This is a genomic window from Desulfurispirillum indicum S5 (assembly GCF_000177635.2).
Taxonomy (GTDB): Bacteria; Chrysiogenota; Chrysiogenetes; order Chrysiogenales; family Chrysiogenaceae; genus Desulfurispirillum; species Desulfurispirillum indicum.
On the sequence record NC_014836.1, the window covers coordinates 2,678,274 to 2,701,341 of the forward strand.

Annotated in this window: 21 protein-coding genes and 1 other RNA gene; 16 read left to right on the forward strand and 6 right to left on the reverse strand. The window is 57.0% G+C overall.

Features of this window, described 5'->3' with window-relative positions; translation table 11 throughout:
• Window positions 1-16 precede the first annotated feature (16 nt).
• The 16 genes from SELIN_RS12505 (at window position 17) to rny (ending at window position 16,689) form a co-directional block, all read left to right on the forward strand.
• The gene (locus tag SELIN_RS12505; protein ID WP_013507008.1) at window positions 17-439 is read left to right on the forward strand and encodes an Hsp20/alpha crystallin family protein; all 423 of its coding nucleotides are present in this window, start codon (window positions 17-19) and stop codon (window positions 437-439) included.
• The gene (lon, locus tag SELIN_RS12510) at window positions 426-2,909 is read left to right on the forward strand and encodes an endopeptidase La (protein WP_013507009.1); all 2,484 of its coding nucleotides are present in this window, start codon (window positions 426-428) and stop codon (window positions 2,907-2,909) included. The genes SELIN_RS12505 and lon overlap by 14 nt, the downstream gene beginning before the upstream one ends.
• Window positions 2,881-3,399, forward strand: coding sequence for a DUF2062 domain-containing protein (locus SELIN_RS12515; protein ID WP_013507010.1), 519 nt, complete (start codon window positions 2,881-2,883; stop codon window positions 3,397-3,399). The genes lon and SELIN_RS12515 overlap by 29 nt, the downstream gene beginning before the upstream one ends.
• Window positions 3,386-4,321, forward strand: a complete 936-nt coding sequence (locus tag SELIN_RS12520) for a nucleotide-binding protein (protein ID WP_013507011.1) — start codon at window positions 3,386-3,388, stop codon at window positions 4,319-4,321. The genes SELIN_RS12515 and SELIN_RS12520 overlap by 14 nt, the downstream gene beginning before the upstream one ends.
• 13 nt (window positions 4,322-4,334) lie before the next feature.
• Window positions 4,335-6,662 carry a chemotaxis protein CheW gene (locus SELIN_RS14930; RefSeq protein WP_013507012.1) on the forward strand — a complete coding sequence of 776 codons (2,328 nt, stop codon included), beginning with the start codon at window positions 4,335-4,337 and terminating at the stop codon, window positions 6,660-6,662.
• Between the two features lie 43 nt (window positions 6,663-6,705).
• Window positions 6,706-8,679 carry a threonine--tRNA ligase gene (gene thrS, locus SELIN_RS12530; protein ID WP_013507013.1) on the forward strand — a complete coding sequence of 658 codons (1,974 nt, stop codon included), beginning with the start codon at window positions 6,706-6,708 and terminating at the stop codon, window positions 8,677-8,679.
• A 226-nt stretch (window positions 8,680-8,905) separates the two neighbouring features.
• Window positions 8,906-9,427, forward strand: coding sequence for a translation initiation factor IF-3 (gene infC / locus SELIN_RS12535; protein ID WP_083806053.1), 522 nt, complete (start codon window positions 8,906-8,908; stop codon window positions 9,425-9,427).
• Between the two features lie 11 nt (window positions 9,428-9,438).
• Window positions 9,439-9,636 (forward strand): 50S ribosomal protein L35, encoded by a 198-nt coding sequence (rpmI, locus tag SELIN_RS12540; protein ID WP_013507015.1) that lies wholly within the window; start codon window positions 9,439-9,441, stop codon window positions 9,634-9,636.
• A 15-nt stretch (window positions 9,637-9,651) separates the two neighbouring features.
• Window positions 9,652-10,005: a 50S ribosomal protein L20 gene (gene rplT / locus SELIN_RS12545; protein WP_013507016.1), complete on the forward strand. Its 354-nt coding sequence runs from the start codon at window positions 9,652-9,654 to the stop codon at window positions 10,003-10,005.
• Window positions 10,006-10,277: 272 nt separating this feature from the next.
• Window positions 10,278-11,267, forward strand: a complete 990-nt coding sequence (pheS, locus tag SELIN_RS12550; protein WP_156788080.1) for a phenylalanine--tRNA ligase subunit alpha — start codon at window positions 10,278-10,280, stop codon at window positions 11,265-11,267.
• A gap of 14 nt (window positions 11,268-11,281) precedes the next feature.
• On the forward strand, window positions 11,282-13,663 hold the full coding sequence (gene pheT / locus SELIN_RS12555) for a phenylalanine--tRNA ligase subunit beta (RefSeq protein WP_013507018.1): 2,382 nt from the start codon (window positions 11,282-11,284) through the stop codon (window positions 13,661-13,663).
• Between the two features lie 72 nt (window positions 13,664-13,735).
• Window positions 13,736-14,026 carry a hypothetical protein gene (locus SELIN_RS12560; RefSeq protein ID WP_013507019.1) on the forward strand — a complete coding sequence of 97 codons (291 nt, stop codon included), beginning with the start codon at window positions 13,736-13,738 and terminating at the stop codon, window positions 14,024-14,026.
• 81 nt (window positions 14,027-14,107) lie between these two features.
• Window positions 14,108-14,374 carry a cell division protein ZapA gene (locus SELIN_RS12565; protein WP_226509095.1) on the forward strand — a complete coding sequence of 89 codons (267 nt, stop codon included), beginning with the start codon at window positions 14,108-14,110 and terminating at the stop codon, window positions 14,372-14,374.
• A 1-nt stretch (window position 14,375) separates the two neighbouring features.
• Window positions 14,376-14,557: non-coding RNA, 6S RNA (gene ssrS, locus SELIN_RS14935), on the forward strand.
• Between the two features lie 21 nt (window positions 14,558-14,578).
• Window positions 14,579-15,148 (forward strand): 5-formyltetrahydrofolate cyclo-ligase, encoded by a 570-nt coding sequence (locus SELIN_RS12570; protein WP_013507021.1) that lies wholly within the window; start codon window positions 14,579-14,581, stop codon window positions 15,146-15,148.
• Window positions 15,133-16,689, forward strand: a complete 1,557-nt coding sequence (rny, locus tag SELIN_RS12575) for a ribonuclease Y (RefSeq protein ID WP_013507022.1) — start codon at window positions 15,133-15,135, stop codon at window positions 16,687-16,689. Before SELIN_RS12570 ends, rny begins: the two co-directional genes overlap by 16 nt.
• A gap of 48 nt (window positions 16,690-16,737) precedes the next feature.
• On the opposite strand, the gene SELIN_RS12580 is transcribed toward rny, so the two are convergent.
• The 6 genes from SELIN_RS12580 to narH form a co-directional block, all read right to left on the reverse strand.
• The gene (locus tag SELIN_RS12580) at window positions 16,738-17,442 is read right to left on the reverse strand and encodes an MOSC domain-containing protein (protein ID WP_013507023.1); all 705 of its coding nucleotides are present in this window, start codon (window positions 17,440-17,442) and stop codon (window positions 16,738-16,740) included.
• A gap of 101 nt (window positions 17,443-17,543) precedes the next feature.
• Window positions 17,544-18,944, reverse strand: a complete 1,401-nt coding sequence (locus SELIN_RS12585; protein ID WP_013507024.1) for a NarK family nitrate/nitrite MFS transporter — start codon at window positions 18,942-18,944, stop codon at window positions 17,544-17,546.
• Between the two features lie 52 nt (window positions 18,945-18,996).
• A complete protein-coding gene (locus SELIN_RS12590; protein WP_013507025.1) occupies window positions 18,997-20,271 on the reverse strand; it encodes an MFS transporter in 1,275 nt (424 codons plus the stop codon).
• 41 nt (window positions 20,272-20,312) lie between these two features.
• Entirely contained in the window at window positions 20,313-20,996 is a 684-nt protein-coding gene (narI, locus tag SELIN_RS12595) for a respiratory nitrate reductase subunit gamma (protein WP_013507026.1), read from the reverse strand.
• Window positions 20,989-21,546: a nitrate reductase molybdenum cofactor assembly chaperone gene (narJ, locus tag SELIN_RS12600; protein WP_013507027.1), complete on the reverse strand. Its 558-nt coding sequence runs from the start codon at window positions 21,544-21,546 to the stop codon at window positions 20,989-20,991. Before narJ ends, narI begins: the two co-directional genes overlap by 8 nt.
• A gap of 11 nt (window positions 21,547-21,557) precedes the next feature.
• Window positions 21,558-23,039: a nitrate reductase subunit beta gene (narH, locus tag SELIN_RS12605; RefSeq protein ID WP_013507028.1), complete on the reverse strand. Its 1,482-nt coding sequence runs from the start codon at window positions 23,037-23,039 to the stop codon at window positions 21,558-21,560.
• Window positions 23,040-23,068 lie beyond the last annotated feature (29 nt).

Below are 23,068 nucleotides of genomic sequence, written 5' to 3' on the forward strand. Positions count from 1 at the left end.
AGATTATGGTGAACGCATGAGTGTGTTGCATTTTCAGCTTCTCATGGAAAACGGAGAAGATATGACGCCCCAGTCATCATATCTGGCCCGTCACTTCGGGAATACCGGTTTTCCCCCAATGGATATCTTTGAGACCAGCGAAGCCTATTTCCTGGAAATCGATCTGCCAGGCGGCATTGATCCGCAACAGGTCAACCTGAGCTATGGGGCGGGCAACCTGGTTATCCGGGGGAAACTGCCTCATCCGGCGCTGCCCGAGGGCGGACGCTACCTGCAGGTGGAGCGCCAGGCGGGACAGTTTCACCGCGTTGTGCATCTGAGTGCGCCGGTGCGCCCGCGCGACATATCCACCCGCTATGACCTGGGGGTTCTCACCATCACCATACCCAAAGAACACCATTACGAAATACAGATAGAGGAGCATTATGCAGGACAATAACCATCAGCGGGACGATGAACACAGCGATCATCAGGAGCATGTGCCCGAAACAGGCGCAAACACCGATGAGAAAACCGCCAGTCTGGAAGTGACTGAGGAGGCTCTGCTGGCCAATATCCCAACGGTCATGCCCCTGCTTCCCATTCGGGATATCGTCGTCTACCCCTTTATGTTGCTGCCCCTGTTCATCGGCAGGGATCTTTCGGTAAATGCCGTCAATAAAGCGCTTTCCAGCAATCGATACGTCTTCCTTTCCACCCAGAAAGATCCGAGCCAGGAGAACCCCCAGGAAAACGACCTGTACCGGACCGGCACCGTGGCATCCATCATACGTATGCTGCGCCTTCCCGATGGACGGGTAAAAGTGCTGGTACAGGGATTGCGCAAGGGCGTGATCGAGCAGTTTTTTGCCCGTGAAGGCTACCATGAAGTGGAGGTGCGCCAGTTCGACGACCTGCAGGTGAACACCAGCGGCGTGCGTACGGAAGCCCTTATCCGCAATGTCAAAGAGCACCTCGGCCAGATGGTACAGTACGGGCGCATGATCCTGCCCGATGTCCTGGCGCTCATTGACTCCATGGATGATCCGGGCAAACTGGCCGATATCGTGGCCGCCAACATGTCACTCAAGGTGGAAGACGCCCAGGAAGTGCTGGCGGAACCCCATCCGGTCAAGCGCCTGCGCCGCGTCTACGACCTGCTGTCCAAGGAGCTCAAGCTGCTTGACATGCAGATGAAGATTCAGACGGAAGCCAAAGGCGAAATGGACAAGCTGCAGCGGGAGTACTACCTGCGCGAACAGCTCAAAGCCATTCAGAAGGAGCTGGGAGACACTGACGATGTGGGCGAAGAGGTGCGGGAGCTGGAAGAGAAGATCAGCAAGGCCGGCATGCCCAAGGATGTCCACAAGGAGGCCATGAAACAGCTGGGGCGCTATCGCCGCATGCATCAGGACGCCTCCGAAGCCAATATCATCCGCACCTACCTGGAGTGGCTCATCGAAATCCCCTGGAAAAAGAAGACCAAGGATAACCTGGACCTGAAAAAAGCCATGCAGATCCTCAACGAAGACCACTTCGGGCTGCAGGACATCAAGGACCGCATTGTTGAATACCTGGGTGTCAAGAAGCTCAAGCCCGACATGAAAGGGCCCATCATCTGCTTCGCCGGACCTCCGGGAACCGGCAAAACCTCCCTGGGCAAATCCATTGCACGCGCCCTGGGACGCAAGTTCGTGCGCATCTCCCTGGGAGGCGTGCGCGATGAGGCGGAAATTCGCGGCCACCGTCGCACCTACGTGGGCGCCATGCCGGGCAAGATCGTACAGGGCATGAAGACGGCCGGAACCGTCAACCCCCTGTTCATGCTGGATGAGATTGACAAGCTGGGATACGACTACAAGGGCGACCCCTCCAGCGCCATGCTGGAAGTGCTGGACCCCGAACAGAACAACAGCTTCCAGGACCACTACATCGGCCTGCCCTACGACCTCAGCGGTGTCATGTTCATCTGCACCGCCAATAATGTGCACTCCATCCCGGCCGCTCTGCGCGACCGCATGGAGATCATTGAGCTCTCCAGCTACACCGAAGAGGAAAAGCTGCAGATCGCCCGCAAGTACCTGATTCCCCGCCAGATGGAAGCCAACGGCATCAGCGAAGAGTATATCAACCTCTCCCAGGAAGCCCTGGAACAGGTGGTACGCCAGTACACCCGCGAAGCGGGACTGCGCAACCTGGAACGGGAACTGGGAAAGCTGTGCCGCAAGGTGGCGAAAAAAGTCGCCGATGGCCACAGAAAGATCCACCGCATCAGCGTCACCAACCTCCACCACTACCTGGGCACGCCAAAGTTCCTGCCCGATGAGGAGAACAAGGAAGACAATATCGGCGTGGTCAATGGCCTGGCCTGGACCCAGGTGGGCGGAGAAATCCTCCTGGTGGAAGTCGCCAGCATGTCGGGCAAGGGAAATCTGATGCTCACCGGGCAACTGGGAGATGTCATGAAAGAGTCTGCCCACGCGGCCCTGACCTATGCCAAGCACCTGGCCCTGGAGCTGAAGCTGAAAACGGATATTTTCAGCAAACGTGACTACCACGTGCACGTGCCGGCGGGAGCCATACCCAAAGACGGGCCCAGCGCAGGCATCACCATCGCCACGGCCATCGTCAGCGACATCTGCCGCATTCCCGTACGCCATGACGTGGCCATGACCGGTGAAATCACCATCCGCGGCAATGTCCTGCCCATCGGCGGGCTGAAGGAAAAGGCCCTGGCAGCTGCCCGTGGAGACATCAGAACCATTATCATACCCAAAGGCAACGAAAAGGACCTGCGCGATATTCCCAAAAAGATACGCGATACACTGACGATACATGTGGTCAAGCACGTGCGGGAAGTGCTGGAAATAGCGCTGACCGAACCACTTGATTCGGTGGTACATGAGGATACAGAAGCGCCGGAGAGCTAACCGGCAGAGAGTCTACCTGCGACTGTGGCGACGGCGACTGCGCCCCTATGTGGATTTGCGAGGGTGGTACCAGCGCATCATCCACCTGGACGCGCCTCCCAAAAAGATTGCAATTTCCTTTGCAATAGGGGTATATATTGCATTTATCCCTCTGCTTGGTGTGCAGACGGCTTTGTCCATTGCGCTTTCATGGCTGTTGCGCCTGAACGTGGTAGCCGTTGTCTCCGGGTCGCTGTTCACCAATCCGGTGACTTTCGTCCCCCTTTTGTGGATAAGCTTTCACGCCGGAATGCTGGTCTATCCCTATGGAGAAAACCAGGAGTTTGAGTGGACCTCCCTGGGCATGGACAATGCCCTTGAGGTGATGAAGCCCTATCTGATTCAGCTTCTGATCGGGCTTGGAGTGGTAGGGCTGTGCTGTGCAGCGGCTTCATATTTTTTGACTTTGTTTCTTATAAAGCGTTATCGGGAGCACCATGAAGGCAAGTAGTGGACAACAGACCAAAATTCTGGCTATCGGCGGCGGCAAAGGAGGGGTCGGCAAAACCCTGATATCATCCAACATCGCTATACTGCTGGCCAAATACGGCAAGCGCACTATCGTCATAGACGCTGATTTTGGCTGCAGTAACCTGCATACCTGCCTGGGAATGGGGAAACCCGACCGTTCCCTGGCGGATTTTGTTTCCAAGCCAGCTCGTATCAGTGATATGGAAGATGTCGCCGTTGAAACACCTTATCCCAATCTGCGGCTCATTTCCGCCCACGTGGACGTAACGCCGCTTATCAACATGCACCATGCCACGAAAGGCAAGTTCATACGCTCCGTCCAGAAGCTCAAGGCCGATTACGTCATTCTTGACCTGGGCGCAGGCAGCACCCAGGATCGCATTGACATGTTCCTGACAGCTGACTGGGGCGTCGTGGTGGTAACACCGGAACCCACCAGCGTGGAAAACGTCTACAGCTTTCTGAAAAACTGTATTTTCCGCATGACCATGGAACTGTTCAAGGGGAACTCCGTTATTACCGATATACTGAAGAAGTACGCCGAGAACCCTCAACAGACCTTCAAGACCCGCCATCTCATTGAGGAGATCGGGGAGTTCCGGCCGGAAATGGCTGAAAAGCTGCAGAACACCCTGAAGGAAGTCCGTCCACTGATCATCATGAACATGGTCCGTGAAGACGGTGACCGCAGGGTCGGACAGGGCCTGGAGGAGATCATCCGCAAGTACCTGCTGCTGGAAGCGAAGTTTATCGGCTACCTGCCCTACGACATGGCCGTGGTACAGCATATGCGCGAAGCTCGTCCCGTGGCGGCAGCCGATGAGAACGCCACTTCCGTGAAGTCGCTCAAGAATATCGTCGGTCAGATCAATTTCATGAATAAAAACAGCGAAACACCGTAGGCGAGGGGGGATCATGACGACTCTGGAGCGCCAGCACCACGCGAGATCCGAAGAGCAGGAAAATATGGACAGCACCCTGCAGTTAGTTGGTTTCAAGCTGGGTGAAGAAGAGTACTGTATAGATATTCACAATATCCAGGAAATCAACAAGCGCATGCACATCACCCGAGTGCCCAAAAACCAGCCCTTCGTCAAGGGAGTCATCAACCTCCGCGGCAAGGTTATCTGCGTTATTGATCTGCGCAAGCGCTTTGGCCTTCCCGACAACTTCGACAACGACACCCGCATCATGGTGATCGATCTGGCCCATGAAACCATGGGATTCGTTGTGGACAGCGTGACAGAGGTCATACGAATTCCCGTGAACCGGGTTGACCCCACCCCACCTCTGATCGGACACATCAGCAACGAGTATCTGCTGGGCGTCGGCAAAACCGACAAGCGCCTGCTGATCATCATAGATCTCAACCGCGTTGTCGGCTTCAAAAACGAGAGTGGCCGCTACTATGAGAGCGAGCTTGAACGCAAGATAAAACGCGGGCAGGGAACCGCGATTGAAGAGTTCGTCGCTGTCCCGAAATCCGAGCCCAAGGCCGCCAAGCCAGCCCCCACACCCGCACCGCAGACGCCAGTGGCAACTGCCATGGCCCCCGTGGAGGAAAGCACTCCTTCCAAACCAGCCCTCAGTGAAGACGAACTGGATAACCTTGATGATCTGATTGCCCTGGAGCTGAAGAAGCGCGAAGCCGAAGATGCCCAGAGACTGGCACAGCAGGTAGAAACCACCCCGAAAGGTGCCAGAGGCGGCGAAGAGGTTGTCAGCCTCCCTGCCGAAGAACAGGACGATCTTGACCAGCTGATCGCGATGGAACTCAAGAAGCGTGAAGCCGAAGACGCCCGAAGGCTGGCACAGCAGCCAGAGGAAGAACCTGAGGAAGAATTTCCCCAGATGGGCGAAGAGCTCTCCAGCCTGCCCGCCGAGGAACTGGATGATCTTGACCAGCTGATCGCGCTGGAACTCAAGAAACGCGAAGCTGAAGACGCCCAGAGGCTGGAAAAGCTCCAGCAGATAGAACAGGAAGAGCCTGAAGAGGAAATGCCTTCCGACGACGGCACCCAGCGCATAGATGAGCTGATTGCCCTGGAACTGAAAAAACGCGAAGCCGAAAACGCACGTCGTCTGGCGGAGCTCGCCGAAGCAGAGGCTGCCGGAAAAAAGCCTGAACCACCGGGGGCGCCAAGCGAGCCTCAAGCCTCGGTGGAAGTTGAGGAATTGCCCGGGCCTGCCGCCGAGGTACCGCCGATATCTCCCGCTGCGCAGACAGCATCAGTATCCCCGGATCACAACGCCGTTCTCGATGGAGTGATGGGCGAACTCTCCCGTCAGCAGGCCGAACTGGAAAAAATCATGGGGGAAACCTCCATGCGCATCAGTGAAGACGAGCTGGAGGAACTGGATACCCCCGATTCCCTCGCCGCTGAGCTTGAAGACCTGGACAGTATCCTGAACTCCGTTGAAAAGCAGGACATCGCCAGTGAGAACGGTGAGGACGAGTGGAATATCGAAACCGCCTTCCGCTGGCCGGGCACAGTACCCGGCCGCTTTGAAGAAGACTTTGTCCCGGAGCCCCTGGAAGACATCCTGGACAAGGCGGACGAGCCGCAAAGTCCTGAAGAAACTGAAAAAAAAAAGCCCGTAGCGGGCCGTGAGGATACCGAGCAGGAAGTGTCGCTCTACCTGGACGAACTCCTGGCAGGCAGCTTTTCCTCCGACTTCCATGGCGATCCCGAAATCGGCATGCTTCTTTCGCGCATCCAGTCGCTGCTCATTGCCAGTGAAGTGACTATCAATACCGCCAGGGAAGAAGTTCCCGCCATCATCTCCGCGCTCTATGACAGCAGCAAATACGCTGAACGCAGCACCAACCGGATCCTTGATCTTTCCGAGAAGATACTGCAGAGCAATAACGCCTTTCAGGACGAATTCACCGAAACCCGCGCCCAGTTTGGCAGCCTTGACAGCCAACAACGCCTGGAGAAAGTCCATGCACTGGTCAAGGATGTGGATCAGTCCATTGACCACGTCTTTAACATCATGGGCGCCATGGAATTCCAGGACATCACCAAACAGCGTATCCAGAAGCTCAGCAAGAAGCTGCGCGACTTCAAGGCCACGCTGGCCGACATGGATTCCCTGATCCCCCTTGGTGTGCAGACATCAGCCTCTCAGCCAACGGCCCAGGAACCGTTCCCCTTCAGGCGGCCCGCTGAAGAGGAAGCCAAAATCGAGCGGGACCAGCACGCCGTCAACTCCCTGCTGCGCGAACTGGGCATTGAATAAAACGATAGAGCACAGAGAAAACTGAACAAAGGATAGAACACCCATGCTATGCATCACGCTCCCCGACGGTACCCAGAAACACTTTGAACACAGCCCGGTGACTCCCATGGAAGTCGCCCTGTCCATTGGCAGGCGTCTGGCCAAAGATGCCGTTTCCGCCCGTGTAGATGGTGTCCTGGTTGATATGAATACCCCCCTGACGGCAGATGCCACTCTGGAAATCATCACCGCCAGCTCCGCCGAAGGCCTGGACGTACTACGCCACTCTGCCTCCCATATCATGGCCCAGGCCGTCAAGGACCTCTTTGGTGGCGACAAGGTGAAAGTGGCCATCGGCCCCTCCACCAGCGAAGGCTTCTACTACGACTTCGATATGGAACACCGCCTCGTGCCCGAGGATCTGGAAAAGATTGAAACGCGCATGGCGGAAATCGCCGCCGCCGACCAACCCTTCGTGTGTCGCAAAATGGAACGCGCCGAAGCCATAAACACTTTCAAGCAACAGGGAGAACTCTTCAAAGTGGAGCTCCTGCAGCAGGATATTCTTGATGACCAGGTGGGAATCTATCAGCAGGGCAGTTTCCTGGACCTGTGTCGCGGTCCGCACATTCCCAGCACTGGAAAGCTTGGCGCCGGCAGCTTCAAACTCCTGAGCATCGCCGGGGCCTACTGGCGTGGAGATGAAAAGCGGCCCATGCTGCAGCGTATCTACGGAACCGCCTTCGCCACGGAAAAAGAGCTCAGGGAATACCTGTTTTTCCTGGAAGAAGCGAAAAAGCGCGATCACCGCAAGCTGGGCAAAGAACTGGATCTGTTCCACTTTGACCCGGAAGTGGCCGTGGCCTCACCATTTTTCCACCCCAAGGGAACCGTGGTTTACAACCAGCTGCTGGAGTTTATCCGCGAAATGTACCGCTACTACGGGTACGGCGAAGTGATCACGCCCCAGGTCATGGATGTGGAACTGTGGAAGCGCAGCGGTCACTATGACAACTACGTGGAAAACATGTACTTCACGGAGCTGGATGGGCAGCATAATGCCCTCAAGCCCATGAACTGCCCTACCCACGTGATGATCTATGGCGCCTCAAGCCGCTCCTACCGCGACCTGCCCGTGCGCTATGCCGACTTCGGCCGCCTGCACCGCTACGAACGCAGCGGGGTAGTCCAGGGGCTGACGCGCGTACGCACATTCTGCCAGGACGATGCCCATATTTTCTGCCGTCCCGATCAGATCGAAGACGAAATCAAAAATCTGATTGACTTAATCCTGAAAACTTATAAAGTATTCGATTTTGAGGATATCGCCATCGGCCTGTCCACACGGCCCGAAAAAAGTATCGGCAGTGACGAGATATGGCAGAAGGCTGAATCCGCTCTGGCAGCAGCCCTGAACAGCCTTAGCGTGAAGTTTTCCATCAATGAGGGCGATGGCGCCTTCTACGGTCCCAAGATCGACTTCCAGGTTCGCGATGCCATCCGCCGCTCCTGGCAGCTGGCAACCGTGCAACTGGACTTCTCCATGCCCCAGCGCTTTGGCGCCAGTTACGTGGATGAGCAGGGACAGCGCCAGGCACCGGTTATGATTCACCGCGCCGTGCTGGGCTCCATTGAAAGGTTCATGGGCCTTTATCTGGAGCATACTGCGGGAGCCCTGCCTTTCTGGCTGGCACCGGTGCAGTGCAGTATCATTCCCGTGAATGATGAACTGCTGCCCTTCTGTCAGCAGCTGCGCCAGATTCTCACCCGTCTTGGCTATCGAGTGGAAGTGGATGCGTCCAGTGAGTCCATGGGCAAGAAGATTCGACGCAGCCAGACCCAGAAGCACCCCTACACCCTGGTGGTGGGAAAAAAGGAACTGGAAGAGCGAATCTTCGCGGTGCGCGCCTACGGGCACAAGGATACCTTTGCCAGCAGCTGGGAAGAACTGCTGGAGCGATTTCACCAGGAGAACAACCGGGCCCGTCTGGCGATGGGCTACCATGTGGCACCAGCCCACATCATCGGTTTCCCCTAACAGCTTGCTGAAATACCTCAAAAGACGCAGGCAATTGAAAAATGCTCAGGTGCAAGGCGCTCGCGGAGCAAGGAATGAAGCGTACTCCCCGTACGTTGCAGTGACGCGCGACGGCGAGCAACACCGCAGATGAGGGTTTTTCAGCAGCCTGCTAACGTGGCATACGCCTTCGGGCTTTGCAATATATCAGGATCGGCTCACCCACAACATCACAGGAGGTTTACGTATTAGCAAGGATCAGCGTCCAAAGATCAACGAGGAAATCAGAGCCACGGAAATGCGTGTTGTTCTGGACTCAGGCGAAATGCTGGGTGTCCTCACCCGAGAAGAAGCGCTAGAAGCGGCGCACAACAGGGGCCTTGACTTGGTCGAAGTCGCCCCGGCCGCAAAGCCACCGGTCTGCAAGATCATGGATTTTGGCAAATTTGCCTATGAGCAGTCCAAAAAGCAGAAGGAAGCCAAAAAGAATCAGAAGCTCATCGTCATCAAGGAAGTGAAATTTCGCCCCAAGATCGAGGAACATGACTACAACTTCAAGTTGAAGCATGCTCAGCGTTTCCTGGAGGACGGTGCCAAGGTCAAGGTGACCATCATGTACCGTGGCCGCGAAATGGCCCACACCGAGATCGGTCGCGAGATTCTGAACAAAGTGGTTGCCGATATGGAAGGACTGTGCACCGTGGAAGCTCCTCCCAAACTGGAAGGACGCAACATGACCATGATGCTGGCGCCGGTAAAACCCAAATAACGGAGATAAGCATGTACAAACTGAAGACCAAAAGAGCTGCCGCCAAGCGCTTCAAGGCGACTGGCAGTGGCAAAATACGACGAAACCAGGCGTTTATGCGCCATATTTTGACGAAAAAGTCCTCCAAGCGCAAATCTCAGCTCAAGAATCCCGCACTGGTTGCTGCCGTTGACGTCCCCAACGTCAAGCGCATGATCCCGTACGCGTAAGAAAGAGGTGAACACATGCGTGTAAAAGGTGGATTCGTCACACGACGTCGTCATAAAAAAGTTCTCAAACAAACCAAAGGTTACCGCGGCGGCCGCAGTAATCTCTTCCGTATGGCCAATACCACACTGGTACGGGCCCTGAATTTCGCTTTCCGCGACCGCAAGGTGCGCAAGCGCGAATTCCGCCGTCTGTGGATCATCCGCATCAACGCGGCTGTTCGTCCCCACGGCCTTTCCTACAGCCGATTTATGCACGGTCTGAAACAGGCACAGGTTCATCTTGACAGGAAAGTCCTTGCCGACATGGCCGTCAACAGCCCCTCCTCATTTGAAGCTGTGGTAGGAAAAGCCAAAGGGGCTTTGTCCTGATCGCAACTTCGTGAACGTTGTGAGGTTTTGAAAGTCCATTCCTGATACCAAGACGAGATGAAGAGCCTGTGCCTGCACCTGTTGCGGGCCAGGCTTTTTTTGTCACTTACAGTACACGCAGGTGATTAATGAGTGAAACAATAGAAGCAAAAAAGAAAGCTGATGCAGCAATTAATGAGGCATTAGAACGATTGTCCATAGTTCCCCGCTTGATAGATGAGTTAAACGCTCCAGTTCGGGATGCATTGAAAAGCTTTGAAAAAATAAATGACATGATTAAAGAGATTGAGGAAGCTCCCGGCACACGTCAGCTGGATGAGTTGCGAATACACTATCTGGGGAAAAAAGGTTTTATTGCGGCTGCTATGCAGCAGCTCAAAGATGTTGCACCTGAGGAGCGGCCTAGCGCTGGCAAGGTGGTCAATGAAGTCAAACAGGCTATAAGTATGGCCCTTGAAGCAAGGGTTCATGCTTGCGCCGAACTGGAGCAGGCCGAAGCCCTGCAGCGCGAGCGGGTGGATGTGAGTCTCCCCGGAATCAGCCCCAACACTCCCGGTGCGCTCCATCCCCTGACACGCGTTATGCATGAAATCATTGCCATCTTCGCCAGCCTGGGCTTTACCGTCAAGGAAGGTCCGGAAATCGAGATGGATTTTTATAACTTTGAGGCCCTGAATATTCCGAAGAACCATCCTGCCCGCGATATGCAGGATACCTTCTATATTTCCGAAGAAATTCTGCTGCGCACCCACACCTCTCCGGTGCAGGTGCGCACCATGCTGAACCAGCAGCCTCCCGTTCGCATCATTGCGCCGGGTAAGGTGTATCGCTGCGACAGCGACATCACCCACACTCCCATGTTCCACCAGGTGGAGGGGCTGCTGATCGACCAAAGCACCACCTTTGCCGATCTCAAGGGTGTGCTGGAGTATTTCTGCAAGGCCATGTTCGGCGAGAATACGGCTGTGCGCTTCCGTCCTTCCTTCTTCCCCTTCACCGAACCCAGTGCCGAAGTGGATATCCAGTGCGTCATGTGCCGGGGCAAGGGCTGCCGCGTCTGTAAGGAGACGGGCTGGCTGGAGATCCTGGGCTGTGGCATGGTGGACCCCAATGTTTTTGAGGCCGTCAAGTACGACCCGGAAGTGTATCAGGGCTTTGCCTTCGGCATGGGTGTAGAGCGCATTACCATGCTCAAGTACGGGATCAATGACCTGCGCCTCTTCTTTGAAAACGATTTGCGTTTTCTGAAGCAGTACCAGTGACAAGGGGATAAACCATGAGAGTAAGTTACAGCTGGCTGAAAGAATATACGGATATTCCACTGGAGCCGCGGGAGCTGGCCGATCGCCTGACCCTGCAGGGTCTGGAAGTGGATGCCATCATCGAATACGGCAACTTCACCCATGTGGTGGTTGGCCAGATTGAATCCATCGAGGGTCACCCCAATGCGGACAAGCTTTCCCTGTGCGTGGTGAACGTTGGCCAGGAACGCAGTCTTTCCATTGTCTGCGGGGCGACCAACATGAAAAGTGGCGACCGCGTGCCCGTTGCCCTGCCGGGGGCTGTCCTGCCCGGTGGCTTTGCCATCAAGGTGAGTAAACTGCGCGGCGTGCAGTCCGAGGGCATGCTGTGTTCCCGCTCTGAACTTGGCTTGGAAGAGCATTCCAGCGGACTCTTTATCCTGCCTGCTGATGCACCCATCGGCACTGAGGTGGCCCGGTATCTGGAACTGCGCGATACGGCTATTGAGATTGGCCTGACCCCAAATCGCTCCGACTGCCTCAGCCATGTGGGTGTGGCGCGGGAGGTCAGCGTCATGACCAACAGTCAGGTGCGCCTGGCGAAGCTGGATCTGCGGGAGGCGGGGAAACCGGCCAGCGAATATGTGCAGGTTGACACCAGCGACTCCGGCGATTGCCCACGCTACATGGCGCGCATTGTAACCGGCGTGCGTATCCAGCCATCGCCCCAGTGGCTGCAGAATCGCCTGGTAGCCTGTGGTATCAGACCCATCAACAATATTGTCGATATTACCAACTACATCATGCTGGGCCTTGGTCACCCGCTGCATGCCTTTGACTATGACAAGCTGGAACGCAAAGAGGTTCTGGTGCGACGCGCCCGCGCCGGTGAAACCATGGTGACCCTGGATGAAGTCACCCGTGAGCTGACGGAGCAGGATATGGTCATTACCGATGGGCAGAAGCCCATTGCCCTGGCCGGAGTTATGGGTGGCCTGCACAGTTCCATCGACAACGGAACCACCACGGTGCTCATCGAGGCCGCAACCTTCGATGGCAGCGTGGTGCGCAAGACGGCCAAGCGGCTGGCACTGCACAGCGAATCCAGCCACCGTTTCGAGCGTGGCGTTGACCCCAATGGCTGCCAGTACGCCATTGACCTGGCAGCCCATCTGATGGCGGAACTGGGAGGCGGAACCATTGCCCCCGGTGCGGTTGATTGCTACAAGGCGGTCAGTATGCCCCGCACACTCCTTCTGCGCCTGCCGCGCATCCGGCAGATTCTTGGTGCCACTATCGGGGTCGAAGAGGTGGTGCAGATTCTGCAAAGGCTGGGCATGACTGTCCTGTCATCCCAGGATGACGTCCTGCAGGTGCAGGTGCCTACCTACACGGGGGATATTCACCGTGAAGTCGACCTGATTGAGGAAATTGCCCGTATCTACGGCTACGCCAACATTGCGCCCGCCCTGCCGGCCGTGGAGGCTCTGCCGCCCCAGAAGACCCGCGAGGAGGCCCTGCTGGATATCAAGCAGACTCTGGCCGGACGCGGATACTTCGAAGCGATCAACTACTCCTTCACTTCCGCCAGCAACCTGGAGAAAGTTCTAGGGGCTGGCAAGCGCGTACACCTGCTCAATGCCATATCGGAAGAGCTGGCGGTGATGCGCACCAGCCTGATTCCCAGTCTGCTGATGAACATCAAGGGCAACCTGCACCTGGGGCAGGACAGCCTGCGCCTGCAGGAAATTTCCTATGCCGTGTGCGAAGGGCACGATGGCACCGGCGAGATTCCCCCTTCGCGCCTGTTGCTGTCTGGAGCGGTTTGCGGTGAAATGCCTAAGCAGTGGTGGACCGACTCTCCCCAACCCTTGGGGATTTTCCATGTGAAGGGTGATCTGGAGTTCCTGTGGAATCACCTGGGGCTCGCGCTTGAGGTGCGCCCCGCTTCCCGGCCCTGGCTGCACCCGGGTATCAGTGCCGATATTGTGCTTGATGGTGTGACCATCGGGTATCTGGGTGAGATCCATCCCCAGGTGCGCCAGGCACTTGATCTGGAGGCCCGGGTAACGGTCTTCGAGATAGAGATGGAGCCCGTGCTGAACAGCAGCCTGGCGCGCAGCTGGGGCTTCAGCGAAATCTCCCGCTTCCCCTCCACCTGGCGCGACCTTGCCTTTGTCGTCAATCAGGCGGTAACGACCCAGCAGGTGATTGATGCCATGCGGGGATCAGGGGCGCTGTATCTGGAGAATATTCGCCTCTTTGACGTGTATCAGCTGGATGGGGAGCGCAAATCCCTGGCATTCCACCTGGTCTTCCGCGATGCCAGTCAGACTCTCACCGATGTCATAGTTGACCAGCAAATCAAGGCAATTGTTGAAAGCGTAAGCAGGAAAACCGGCGGAACCCTGCGCTGACAGGTGAAAAACGTTGACAGCTGTTACAGTGAACGTATAAACTTTCTAAACATAGGAAAAGGGGAATTCGCCATGAGCTTAAGCCATTTGGATATGTTAAACCAGAAGGTACAAGCGCTCATTAGCCGTAACGATCACCTGGAACAGGCGGGCACGGAAATGGAGCGTAAGGTTTCAGACCTGGAGCTTGCCGTCCTGGAGAGCGAGGAGATCATCCAGCAGCTCAAAGAAGAAAATCAGAGCCTGCGTGATTCCTATGCGGCGAGAATAGAAGAGCTCACTGCGGAAATTAATACCTATAAAACCAGAGTTGAGTCTATACTGGGAACCCTGGAAAATGTTGATGTCACTCCAAGTCTGTAGGACGCGGAGTCACGCGCGAAAGATGTTCTTGGATTCTGCTGAACCGGGAAATGTCATATCAGTCGGAGTAGCTTCTTGCAAGTGACCATAAACGGACAACGCTATACCCTCAAAGGTGGGAGCAGTCGGGAGCATGTGGAGCAATTAGCCGACTATGTTGACAGGAAATTCCGGGAAGTTTCTGCCAAGGCGCCCCAGACCTCCATGGAAAAGGTGGCAGTACTGGTAGCCCTGAATATCGCTGAGGAGCTCTTCGCCTCTCAGCGGCAGGCTCAGGAGATGGAAGCCAGCACCAAGAACAAGACCTTGGATATCCTCAAGGTAATAGACGGCAAACTCAACTTGTAGAATTCCCCTGCGCTGATACGTGATGAAGTGGTGGTTTTGAGCCAATGCTAAGTGAACGGGATACCGGCCTGTGGGTGGTGTGCACGCCTCCCTTGCGGAGGAAGCCTGAAACCCTGCACTGGTAGCCCACCTGGTTAGACCAGGTTCAAATGCACCCACTCACACGACATGTGCGGGGGTTTTTTCTGTGGACTTTCGCAAAACATGAAGCAGCAAGTTCGAGACCACTGCCGTAATCTTCGCCAGTCCCTCGGCGACGAGGAACATTCACATCTTTCCCGGATAGTCTGCCAGCGGGCCATAGCCCTTCTGCGGCACTGTCTCTCCCGCAAGGTTGCCAGCTATATTCCCCTCAAGGGTGAGGTTTCCGTAGACACCCTGAACTCCTATCTCATGCAGCACAACGGTTCTTTGCTCCTGCCGCGGGTTGAGAACACGGAAGAAATGCACTTTTGCCGATTTGGCTCAGAAGACCAACTGATAAAAGGACGCTTTGGCCTGCGCCAGCCCGCCCGGAACTGCCCGGTGGACGACCAGCCCGAAGTGATGTTCGTGCCCGGCATGGCCTTTGACGAGCATCTGAACCGCATTGGGTACGGAAAAGGCTATTATGACCGCTATCTTGAGCGCACCCGCCACCACTGCCTGCTGGTGGGCCTCAGCCTGGAGCGTTATGTCTTTACCGACATTCCCGCCCATGAACATGACAAAAAGGTACATATGATAATAACAGAAACATCCATACTTGGAGGAAAGACATGGAATTCATTTTGATAGCCGCCATCGGCGGTATCGTGATAGGAGCCTTTGCCGGATTCTACTACCAGAAGAATATTACCCAGAAAAGCATGGGCGCAGCAGCCCAGACAGCGGAAGCCATCGTCAAGAACGCCAGGCAGGAAGCGGCCACGCTTCGCAAGGAAGCGGAAGTTGAGTCCAAGGAGCTGCTGATCAAGACCCGCCAGGAAGCTGAACGCGACCTGAAAGAGCGCAAGAAGGAGCTCAGCCAGATCGAGAATCGCCTGCTCAGCAAAGAAGGCAATATCGACAAAAAGCTGGACAGTCTTGACCAGAAAGAAGAGCGCCTGAACCAGAAGGAGAACGCCATCCAGGCCAGGGAGAACGACCTGGAGGAGAAATCCCGCGAACTGGAACACGGCCTGGAGCGCCAGCGCCAAGAGCTGGAGCGTATCAGTGGTCTGACCCAGGAAGCTGCCAAGCAGATGCTTATGGAACAGATGCTCCACGAAGCCCGCGTGGAATCCGCCAAGCAGGCCAAACAGATTGAAGAAGAAGCGCTGGAGGAAGCCGAGCGCAAAGCCAAGAAATACATCTCAACCGCCATTGGCCGCCTGAGCAGCGACACCGTCTCGGAAATGACCGTCAGTGTGGTGGATCTGCCCAATGACGAAATGAAGGGCCGCATTATCGGCCGCGAAGGCCGCAATATCCGCGCCCTGGAAGATGTCACCGGCATCAACCTCATCATTGACGACACTCCCGAAGCCGTCATTCTCTCCGGCTACGACGCCATCAAGCGCGAAGTGGCCCGCCTCTCCCTGGAAAAACTCATCACCGACGGCCGCATCCACCCCGCCCGCATTGAGGAAGTGGTGGAAAAGACCCGCAAGGAAGTGGACCGCACCATCAAGGAAGCCGGCGAAAGCGCCATCTTCGAACTGGGCATCAACAACATCCACCCCGAGCTGGTGCGCCTGATCGGTCGCCTGAAATACCGTACCTCCTACGGCCAGAACATCTACAAGCACTCCATTGAAGTGGCCTACATCTGTGGCATCCTGGCCGCCGAGCTGGGAGTAAACGTCCAGGTTGCCAAACGGGCCGGCCTGCTCCACGACATCGGCAAGGCAGTGGACCACGAAGTGGAAGGCTCCCACGCCATTATCGGTGCTGATCTGGCCAAGAAATACGGAGAAAAACCGGAAATCGTCAACGCCATCGGCGCCCACCACGGCGAAATGGAAATGGACTCCGTGGAAGCCGTGCTGGTACAGGCCGGTGACGCTATCAGCGCCGCCCGTCCCGGCGCCCGCCGCGAAGTGTTGGAGAATTACATCAAGCGCCTGAAAAAGCTGGAGGAAATTGCCGACTCCTTTGATGAAGTGGAAAAGGCCTTTGCCATCCAGGCAGGACGCGAAGTACGCATTATCGTAAAAAGTGAGCAGGTCAACGACTCTCAGGTCCACCTGCTCTCCAAGGATATCTCCAAGAAAATCGAGTCCGAACTCACCTACCCCGGCCAGATCAAGGTCACCGTTATCCGCGAGACCCGCGCCGTGGAATACGCCCGCTAAGAAACACACTCAGAAAAAGGGTTCATGCTACCGCATGAACCCTTTTTTTCATTCCGTCAGACCAGAAAGTCTACTCTCCCAGTCCTCCACCTGACCACTGCGCAAACGCCCCAGCGCCAGCTCACGCCACCCCTGGGGGAGCGTTTCCAGCTCCACAAACTCGGCGAGCAGCGTTGTATTGAGCATGTCATGGTAGAGCAGGGCAATAATGCGCGACAGGGGCCACTGAGGCAGAGGCCGCTCCAGCAGTTCCATGGTATCACCCGCGCTCACCGTGCCGGTGCGCAGCACCCGGTAGTACCAGCCAGTGCGCCCACTGCTCTGTACCCTGTGGGCGATGCGGGGATGCCCCAGGTGCACATTGAGTTTCCAGCAAGGCTGACGGGGCTGGGAAACCTGAACTTCCGCATCTCCCAGACGAAAGCGATCCCCAAGACAGACCGTCTCTTCGGTCAGCCCGACAGTGCTGATGTTTTCGCCGAATCCACCAGGCGCGAACTTGTGAGTGTCGGCCAGGGGAAACTCCTCCCGCCAGGCCCGATAGTGCTCCGCCGCATAGTGGTGAATGGCCTTGTCCCGGCCGCCATGGTGACGAGTATCAGCCTGCTCATCACCCTCTATGCCCAGCAGGGTTACCGTCAACGGCTCCAGGGTGGCCTGTTTGGCAATACCGCTGAATTTCCCGGCAGTGCCGATGGACTGCACCCGCCCGGTCAGAAGAGAATCAATGGCAACGATTACTGATGGCTGCATGGCTTGCTCCGATGATGGATTTGCCGTGATCCTAATGGCAACGGGCTCTTCTGACAAGAGCGTCACGGAAAATCGTGCCCGGCCCCTGCAGACACAATGCCTCAGCAGGGCATTTCGGCGTGACGCCGGGCGTAGTACCACCAGGTCATGGCAATGCAGGTGATATAGAAGGCGATGAAGCCATAGAGAGCCATTTCGGGGCCACCCGTCATACTGATGGAAGTGCCATAGCTTTTTGGAATAAAGAACCCGCCATAGGCGGCGATGGCCGAACTGAACCCCAGCACGGCAGCACCCTCCTTGTTGGCGTCCCGTACCGCCTGTTCCTGCGCCTGGGCACCTTTTCCTTCGGCTTCCCGCAAACGCTCGGTCATAAAAATGACCGGCACCATGCGGAAGGTGGAGCCATTACCGATACCCGTAGTGATAAACAGCACCATAAACATGGCCAGGAAACCCCAGAAGTTTCCACCACTGCCATTGGCAGGCAGGAAATACAGCACACCCAGTACGGCAACAGCCATGGCGATGAAGTTCCAGAAAGTAACCTTGGCGCCACCCAGCATATCCGAGAGCCAGCCACCCAGCGGCCGGATCAGGGCACCCACCAGCGGTCCTAGAAAGGCGTACTGCATGGCGTCAATACTGGGGAACTGGGTTTTGATCAGCATGGGAAAACCAGCGGCATAGCCGATGAACGAACCGAAGGTTCCCAGGTAGAGCCAGCACATCAGCCAGTTGTGTTTGCGCCGAAAGATGATGGCCTGATCGCGGAAGGACGCTTTGGCCGTGGCGATGTCATGCATGCCGAACCAGGCTGCCAGGGCGGCGATAGTAATGAAGGGAACCCAGATGAACCCGGCATTCTGCAGCCACATCTGCTTTGTGGTGCTGCCATCGGTCCAGGTGAGGGGCTCACCGCCCAGGAACCCGAAGACCCCCGCCGTGATAACCAGGGGAACCACAAACTGCACGGTGGAGACTCCCAGATTGCCAAGCCCGGCATTCAGGCCAAGGGCCGTGCCCTTCTGAGATTTGGGGAAGAAGAAGCTGATATTGGCCATACTGGAGGCAAAATTTCCGCCGCCAAAACCGCACAGCAACGCCAGGACCAGCATGACCACATAGGGAGTGCCGGTGTTCTGCACCGCAAAACCGATACCCAGGGCCGGCAGCAAAAGCGATGCGGTACTGATGGCCGTCCAGCGCCGCCCGCCAAAGATGGGCACCATAAACGAGTAAAATATCCGCAGAGTCGCACCGGAAAGACCAGGCAGTGCCGCCAGCCAGAAGAGCTGATTGGCGCTGTAGGCAAAGCCCAGATTGGGCAGATTGACGACCACGACACTCCACACCATCCACACTGCAAAGGCCAGCAGCAGATTGGGAATGGATATCCAGAGGTTGCGCTGGGCAATACGTCGACCCTGCTCTTCCCAGAAACGGGGATCTTCCGGTTCCCAGCGGGTCAGGAGGTATGCTGAAGAATGGGACTTTGACATGGTATTTCCTCCAGGAAAAGAATAAGAGGCAGAAGGCGTTGTGCAGAAGCTGTCATGGGCGATCCCTCTTCGAAAGCTCGTCCCCCCGTGCCGCAATGAGCTTGAGGTTCTTCAATCCCCGCACCTCCGTTGAGTACATCCAGACCAGCGACCAGCAGGTTGCTCCGAAGAGAAAGAGGAAGATGCTGCTGTTGATGGCCGTCAGATCCACCAGAAGCCCGAAGAGCACCGGGAAGAGAAATCCCCCCAAACCCCCGATCAGGCCCACAATGCCCGAGATAACGCCGATATTTTCGGGGTATTCGTCGCCGATGTACTTGAAGACAGAAGCCTTGCCGAAACCCCAGGCGATACCCACGATGAAGAGCAGCAAGGTGAAAACCCAGGCATTGAGACCCAGGCTGAGCGTCACCTCACCGCGCAGGGTATGAAAAGTCACCTCGTGCTGGGGATAGGAGAGCAGGAAGAGACAGATGCAGGAAGTCCACATAACCCACCAGGTGACCGTATGTGCCCCGAATCGATCGGAAAGCCAGCCGCCCAGAGCGCGGATCACCCCCGAAGGCAACACGAATATGGCGGCAATCAGCGCCGCTGTCTGGATGCCGAATCCATACTCACTGATATAATAACGGGTCAGCCACAGGGAGATCGCCACATAACCGCCGAAGACAATGGAATAGTACTGACAGTACTTCCAGACCCGGATATCCTTCAGGGCTGAAAGCTGCTGGCGAATGGTGACCTGGGAACCCACCCGGTGGCTGGGGTCACTGTAGGTGAAAAACCAGAACAGGATCACGACCACCGCCATGGCCACCGCATAGATTCTGGGGACCGCCTGCCAGCCATAGACCACCACCAGGGTAGGTGCCGCAAATTTGGTAATGGCGGCTCCCGCGTTACCGGCGCCGAAAATCCCCATGGCAAAACCGCGCCGTTCCTGGCTGAACCAGCGGCCGGTATAGGCAATACCAACGGCAAAAGAGCCCCCCGCCACGCCCACAAAGAGCCCCAGCACCAGAAAGTGCCAATAGGTGGTTGCCGCACTGATCAACCAGATGGGAATGAGAGTGGAAATCATCAGCAGGGTGAAAACCACGCGCCCGCCATAGGTATCCGTCCACATTCCCAGCGGCAGGCGGATCAGCGACCCCGTGAGAATCGGCGTGGCTGCCAGCAGGCCGAACTGGGTATCACTGAGCCCCAGTTCATCCTTGATGGGAATACCGATAACGGAAAACATGACCCAGACGGCGAAACAGGCAGTAAAGGCCAGCGTGCTCATGACGAGCACCGAAATCTGTTGCTTCTGACGTGTTGCCATAACCACCTCGAAAAAGCCCGGCCGCGCAGCCGGGCGTGTCTTCAGTTATGACCAGTGGTGCGCCTGCGGTTCCAGATAACCACCTGGGCTGGCCGCCACAGATAGCCCAGGGGAACGCTCAGCACATGCACCAGACGGGTGAACGGGAGTACCGCGATCAGGACAAAGGCGTTGACCGCGTGGAATTTGACAATCCAGGGCAGGTTGGCCATGTATTCCACCTGCGGACTCAAACTGAACAGCGACCACAGCCAGGGGGTGGCCGTATGCAGATACCACACCGATCCCCAGCGCAGGGTAACGGCGATCACGACACCACTGATGACCTGCAGCAGCAGAAGGAGCAGGAGCACCCAGTCCATGGTGGTGGTCACCACCTTTACCCGTGGCCGGGTAAAGCGACGTACCATCAGCAGGGCAATGCCAATAACCGTGGTGATTCCCAGGGCCAGCCCCGTGACCTCCAGCAGATACAGGCGCAAGGGCCGACCGGCCAAGGTGGCCCAGGCCGCCGGAAAGAGAAAGGCCAGCAGATGGGCCGCCAGAACCAGGAAAATCGCAATGTGCCAGGGCACCGAACCCCAGTAGAGCATGGGACTCTCCAGGAACTGCGAGGAGTGCGAAGAGTGGGAGTAACGGTCGCGGGAGTAGCGATACCAGGTGGCACCGATTGCGAGAACCACCGCGACATAGGGGAATATGGCAAAAAAGAACAGATCAGGCATGGAACACCTCCACATCGGGGGGAGCAGTACAAAGCGTGGTTACAGAGCGATCAATACAGTACTCAAGGGACTGCAGGATATGTCGATAGGGGTTTTCTCCCTGGGCCAGTGCTCCATGGATGGATCTGACAGCTGGCAGCAGCGCGTCCCTGGCGAGGGCACCATGTTCCGTTGAACCCGCCGTGGTCGCCAGAAAGCGCAGGACCGTCGCCAGGTGATCCGCCAGTTCACCGGGATCAGGAGTAATGCCCCGCTGACGGTAGATCTCCTGGAGCCGAATCAGGAACTGCCCGCGTCGGGCATCATCACCGAAGAGGTGGTAGCCCACATAGGGGGCGGCCAGGGGCTGCAGGTCAAAGGCCGCGGTGTAGGCCTCCTGCATGACCTTCACCCCAGAATCCTCCGCAACCCCGCAGAAGAATTCCAGGGGTTGTGCCGCCTGGGGAAGAAACGCGGCTGCCTGGGCCGCCTGGCGGGCCACCGACGCCATATGCAGATCGGGATAGCGCATGAGGACACTGAAGCAGCGATAGAGTTCTGCGGTTATCATCTGAGCACCTTTTACCAGCGACGCGCGGGAGCAAGACGCGCGCCAAAGCCATTGGCGCCGCGATGCTCATGGGGATCAGTATGGGCCTCAATGGCCATTTCGCGGGCCATAGGCGGCACGACGATGCGCTCCTTGATGCTGCTCAGCGCGCTCATGCGATAGATCTCCCGGGCCACTTGCGGAGCCACTATCGCAGCAGCCTGCTCCACCTCGCCGGCACTCAGGTCGCCGACACTGTCAGCCCGGCGCTGCAGCCGCACGGCAATCAGGCGCCGGTACACCGCTTCGACCTCCTGCTCGTTGCCGCCGGCAAAGAGATTCGCCAGATAGCGCAGGGGCAGACGCGCCTTCTCCAGACTGCTGAAACTCGCCTGGGCCATATCGGCCACTCCGCCTTCCACCTTGGCCAGCACAGGCAGCAGGGGTGGCACATAAAAGAGCATAGGCAGAGTGCGGAACTCGGGATGCAGGGGCAAGGCCAGCCCCCACTCCTTGACGAAGCGATACACCGGGGACTGCCGGGCGGCCTCCAGCAGGGGGAACGGAATGCCATCACGGCGAGCCTGGGCGATCACGGCAGGATCATGGGGGTTGAGGATGAGTTCGCGCTGGGCCGCTGCCAGCTCCTGGGGTGGCAGGCCGGCGGTGGCGGCAATGCCGGCGGCATCGTAGAGCAGAACCCCCATATAGCGGATACGCCCCACGCAGCTGGCATAGCAGCCAGGCATCTCCCCCGACTCCAGACGGGGATAGCAGCTGATACACTTTTCCGACTTTCCCGCCGTCCAGTTATAGTAGGTCTTCTTGTACGGACAGGCCGAGACGCACATGCGCCAGCCCCGGCACTTCTCCTGATTGATCAGCACCACCCCGTCTTCGCCACGCTTGTAGATTGCCCCCGAAGGACAGCCAGCCACACAGGCCGCATTGAGACAGTGGTTGCAGCGGCGGGGCAGATAGAAAAAGGCCATGCGCTCCGTGGCAAACAGCTGCTGACGCTCATCGGGCGTCAGACCTTCCAGTGAAGGGTCATTGGCCGCGTAGAGGCTGGAGCCACCCAGGTCATCATCCCAGTTGGGGCCGCTTTGGGGGTCCATGGGCTGACCCGTCACCATGGAAACGGAGCGGGCCACAGGCTGATCACTCCCCTGACCGGCCTGGAAGAGATCCTGATAGCGGTAAGTCCAGGGCTCGTAATAATCATCCATGGAGGGCAGGTCAGGATTGTGGAAGAGGTTGAGCAGCCCCTTGCCCTTGCCGCCGCTGCGCAGTTGCAGGGGCTGCTTTTCACCATCCCAGCCTCCCCGGTAGTGTTCCTGGTCTTCCCAGCGGGTGGGATAGCCCGTGCCGGGCTTGGTTTCCACATTGTTCCACCACATGTATTCCGCGCCCTTGCGGTCGGTCCAGATATTCTTGCAGGTGACACTGCAGGTGTGACAGCCAATGCACTTATCGAGATGAAAAACGGAAGAGACCTGTGCCCGGATATTCATGAGCGTCCTCCTTGAAGGTCGTTCTGAGG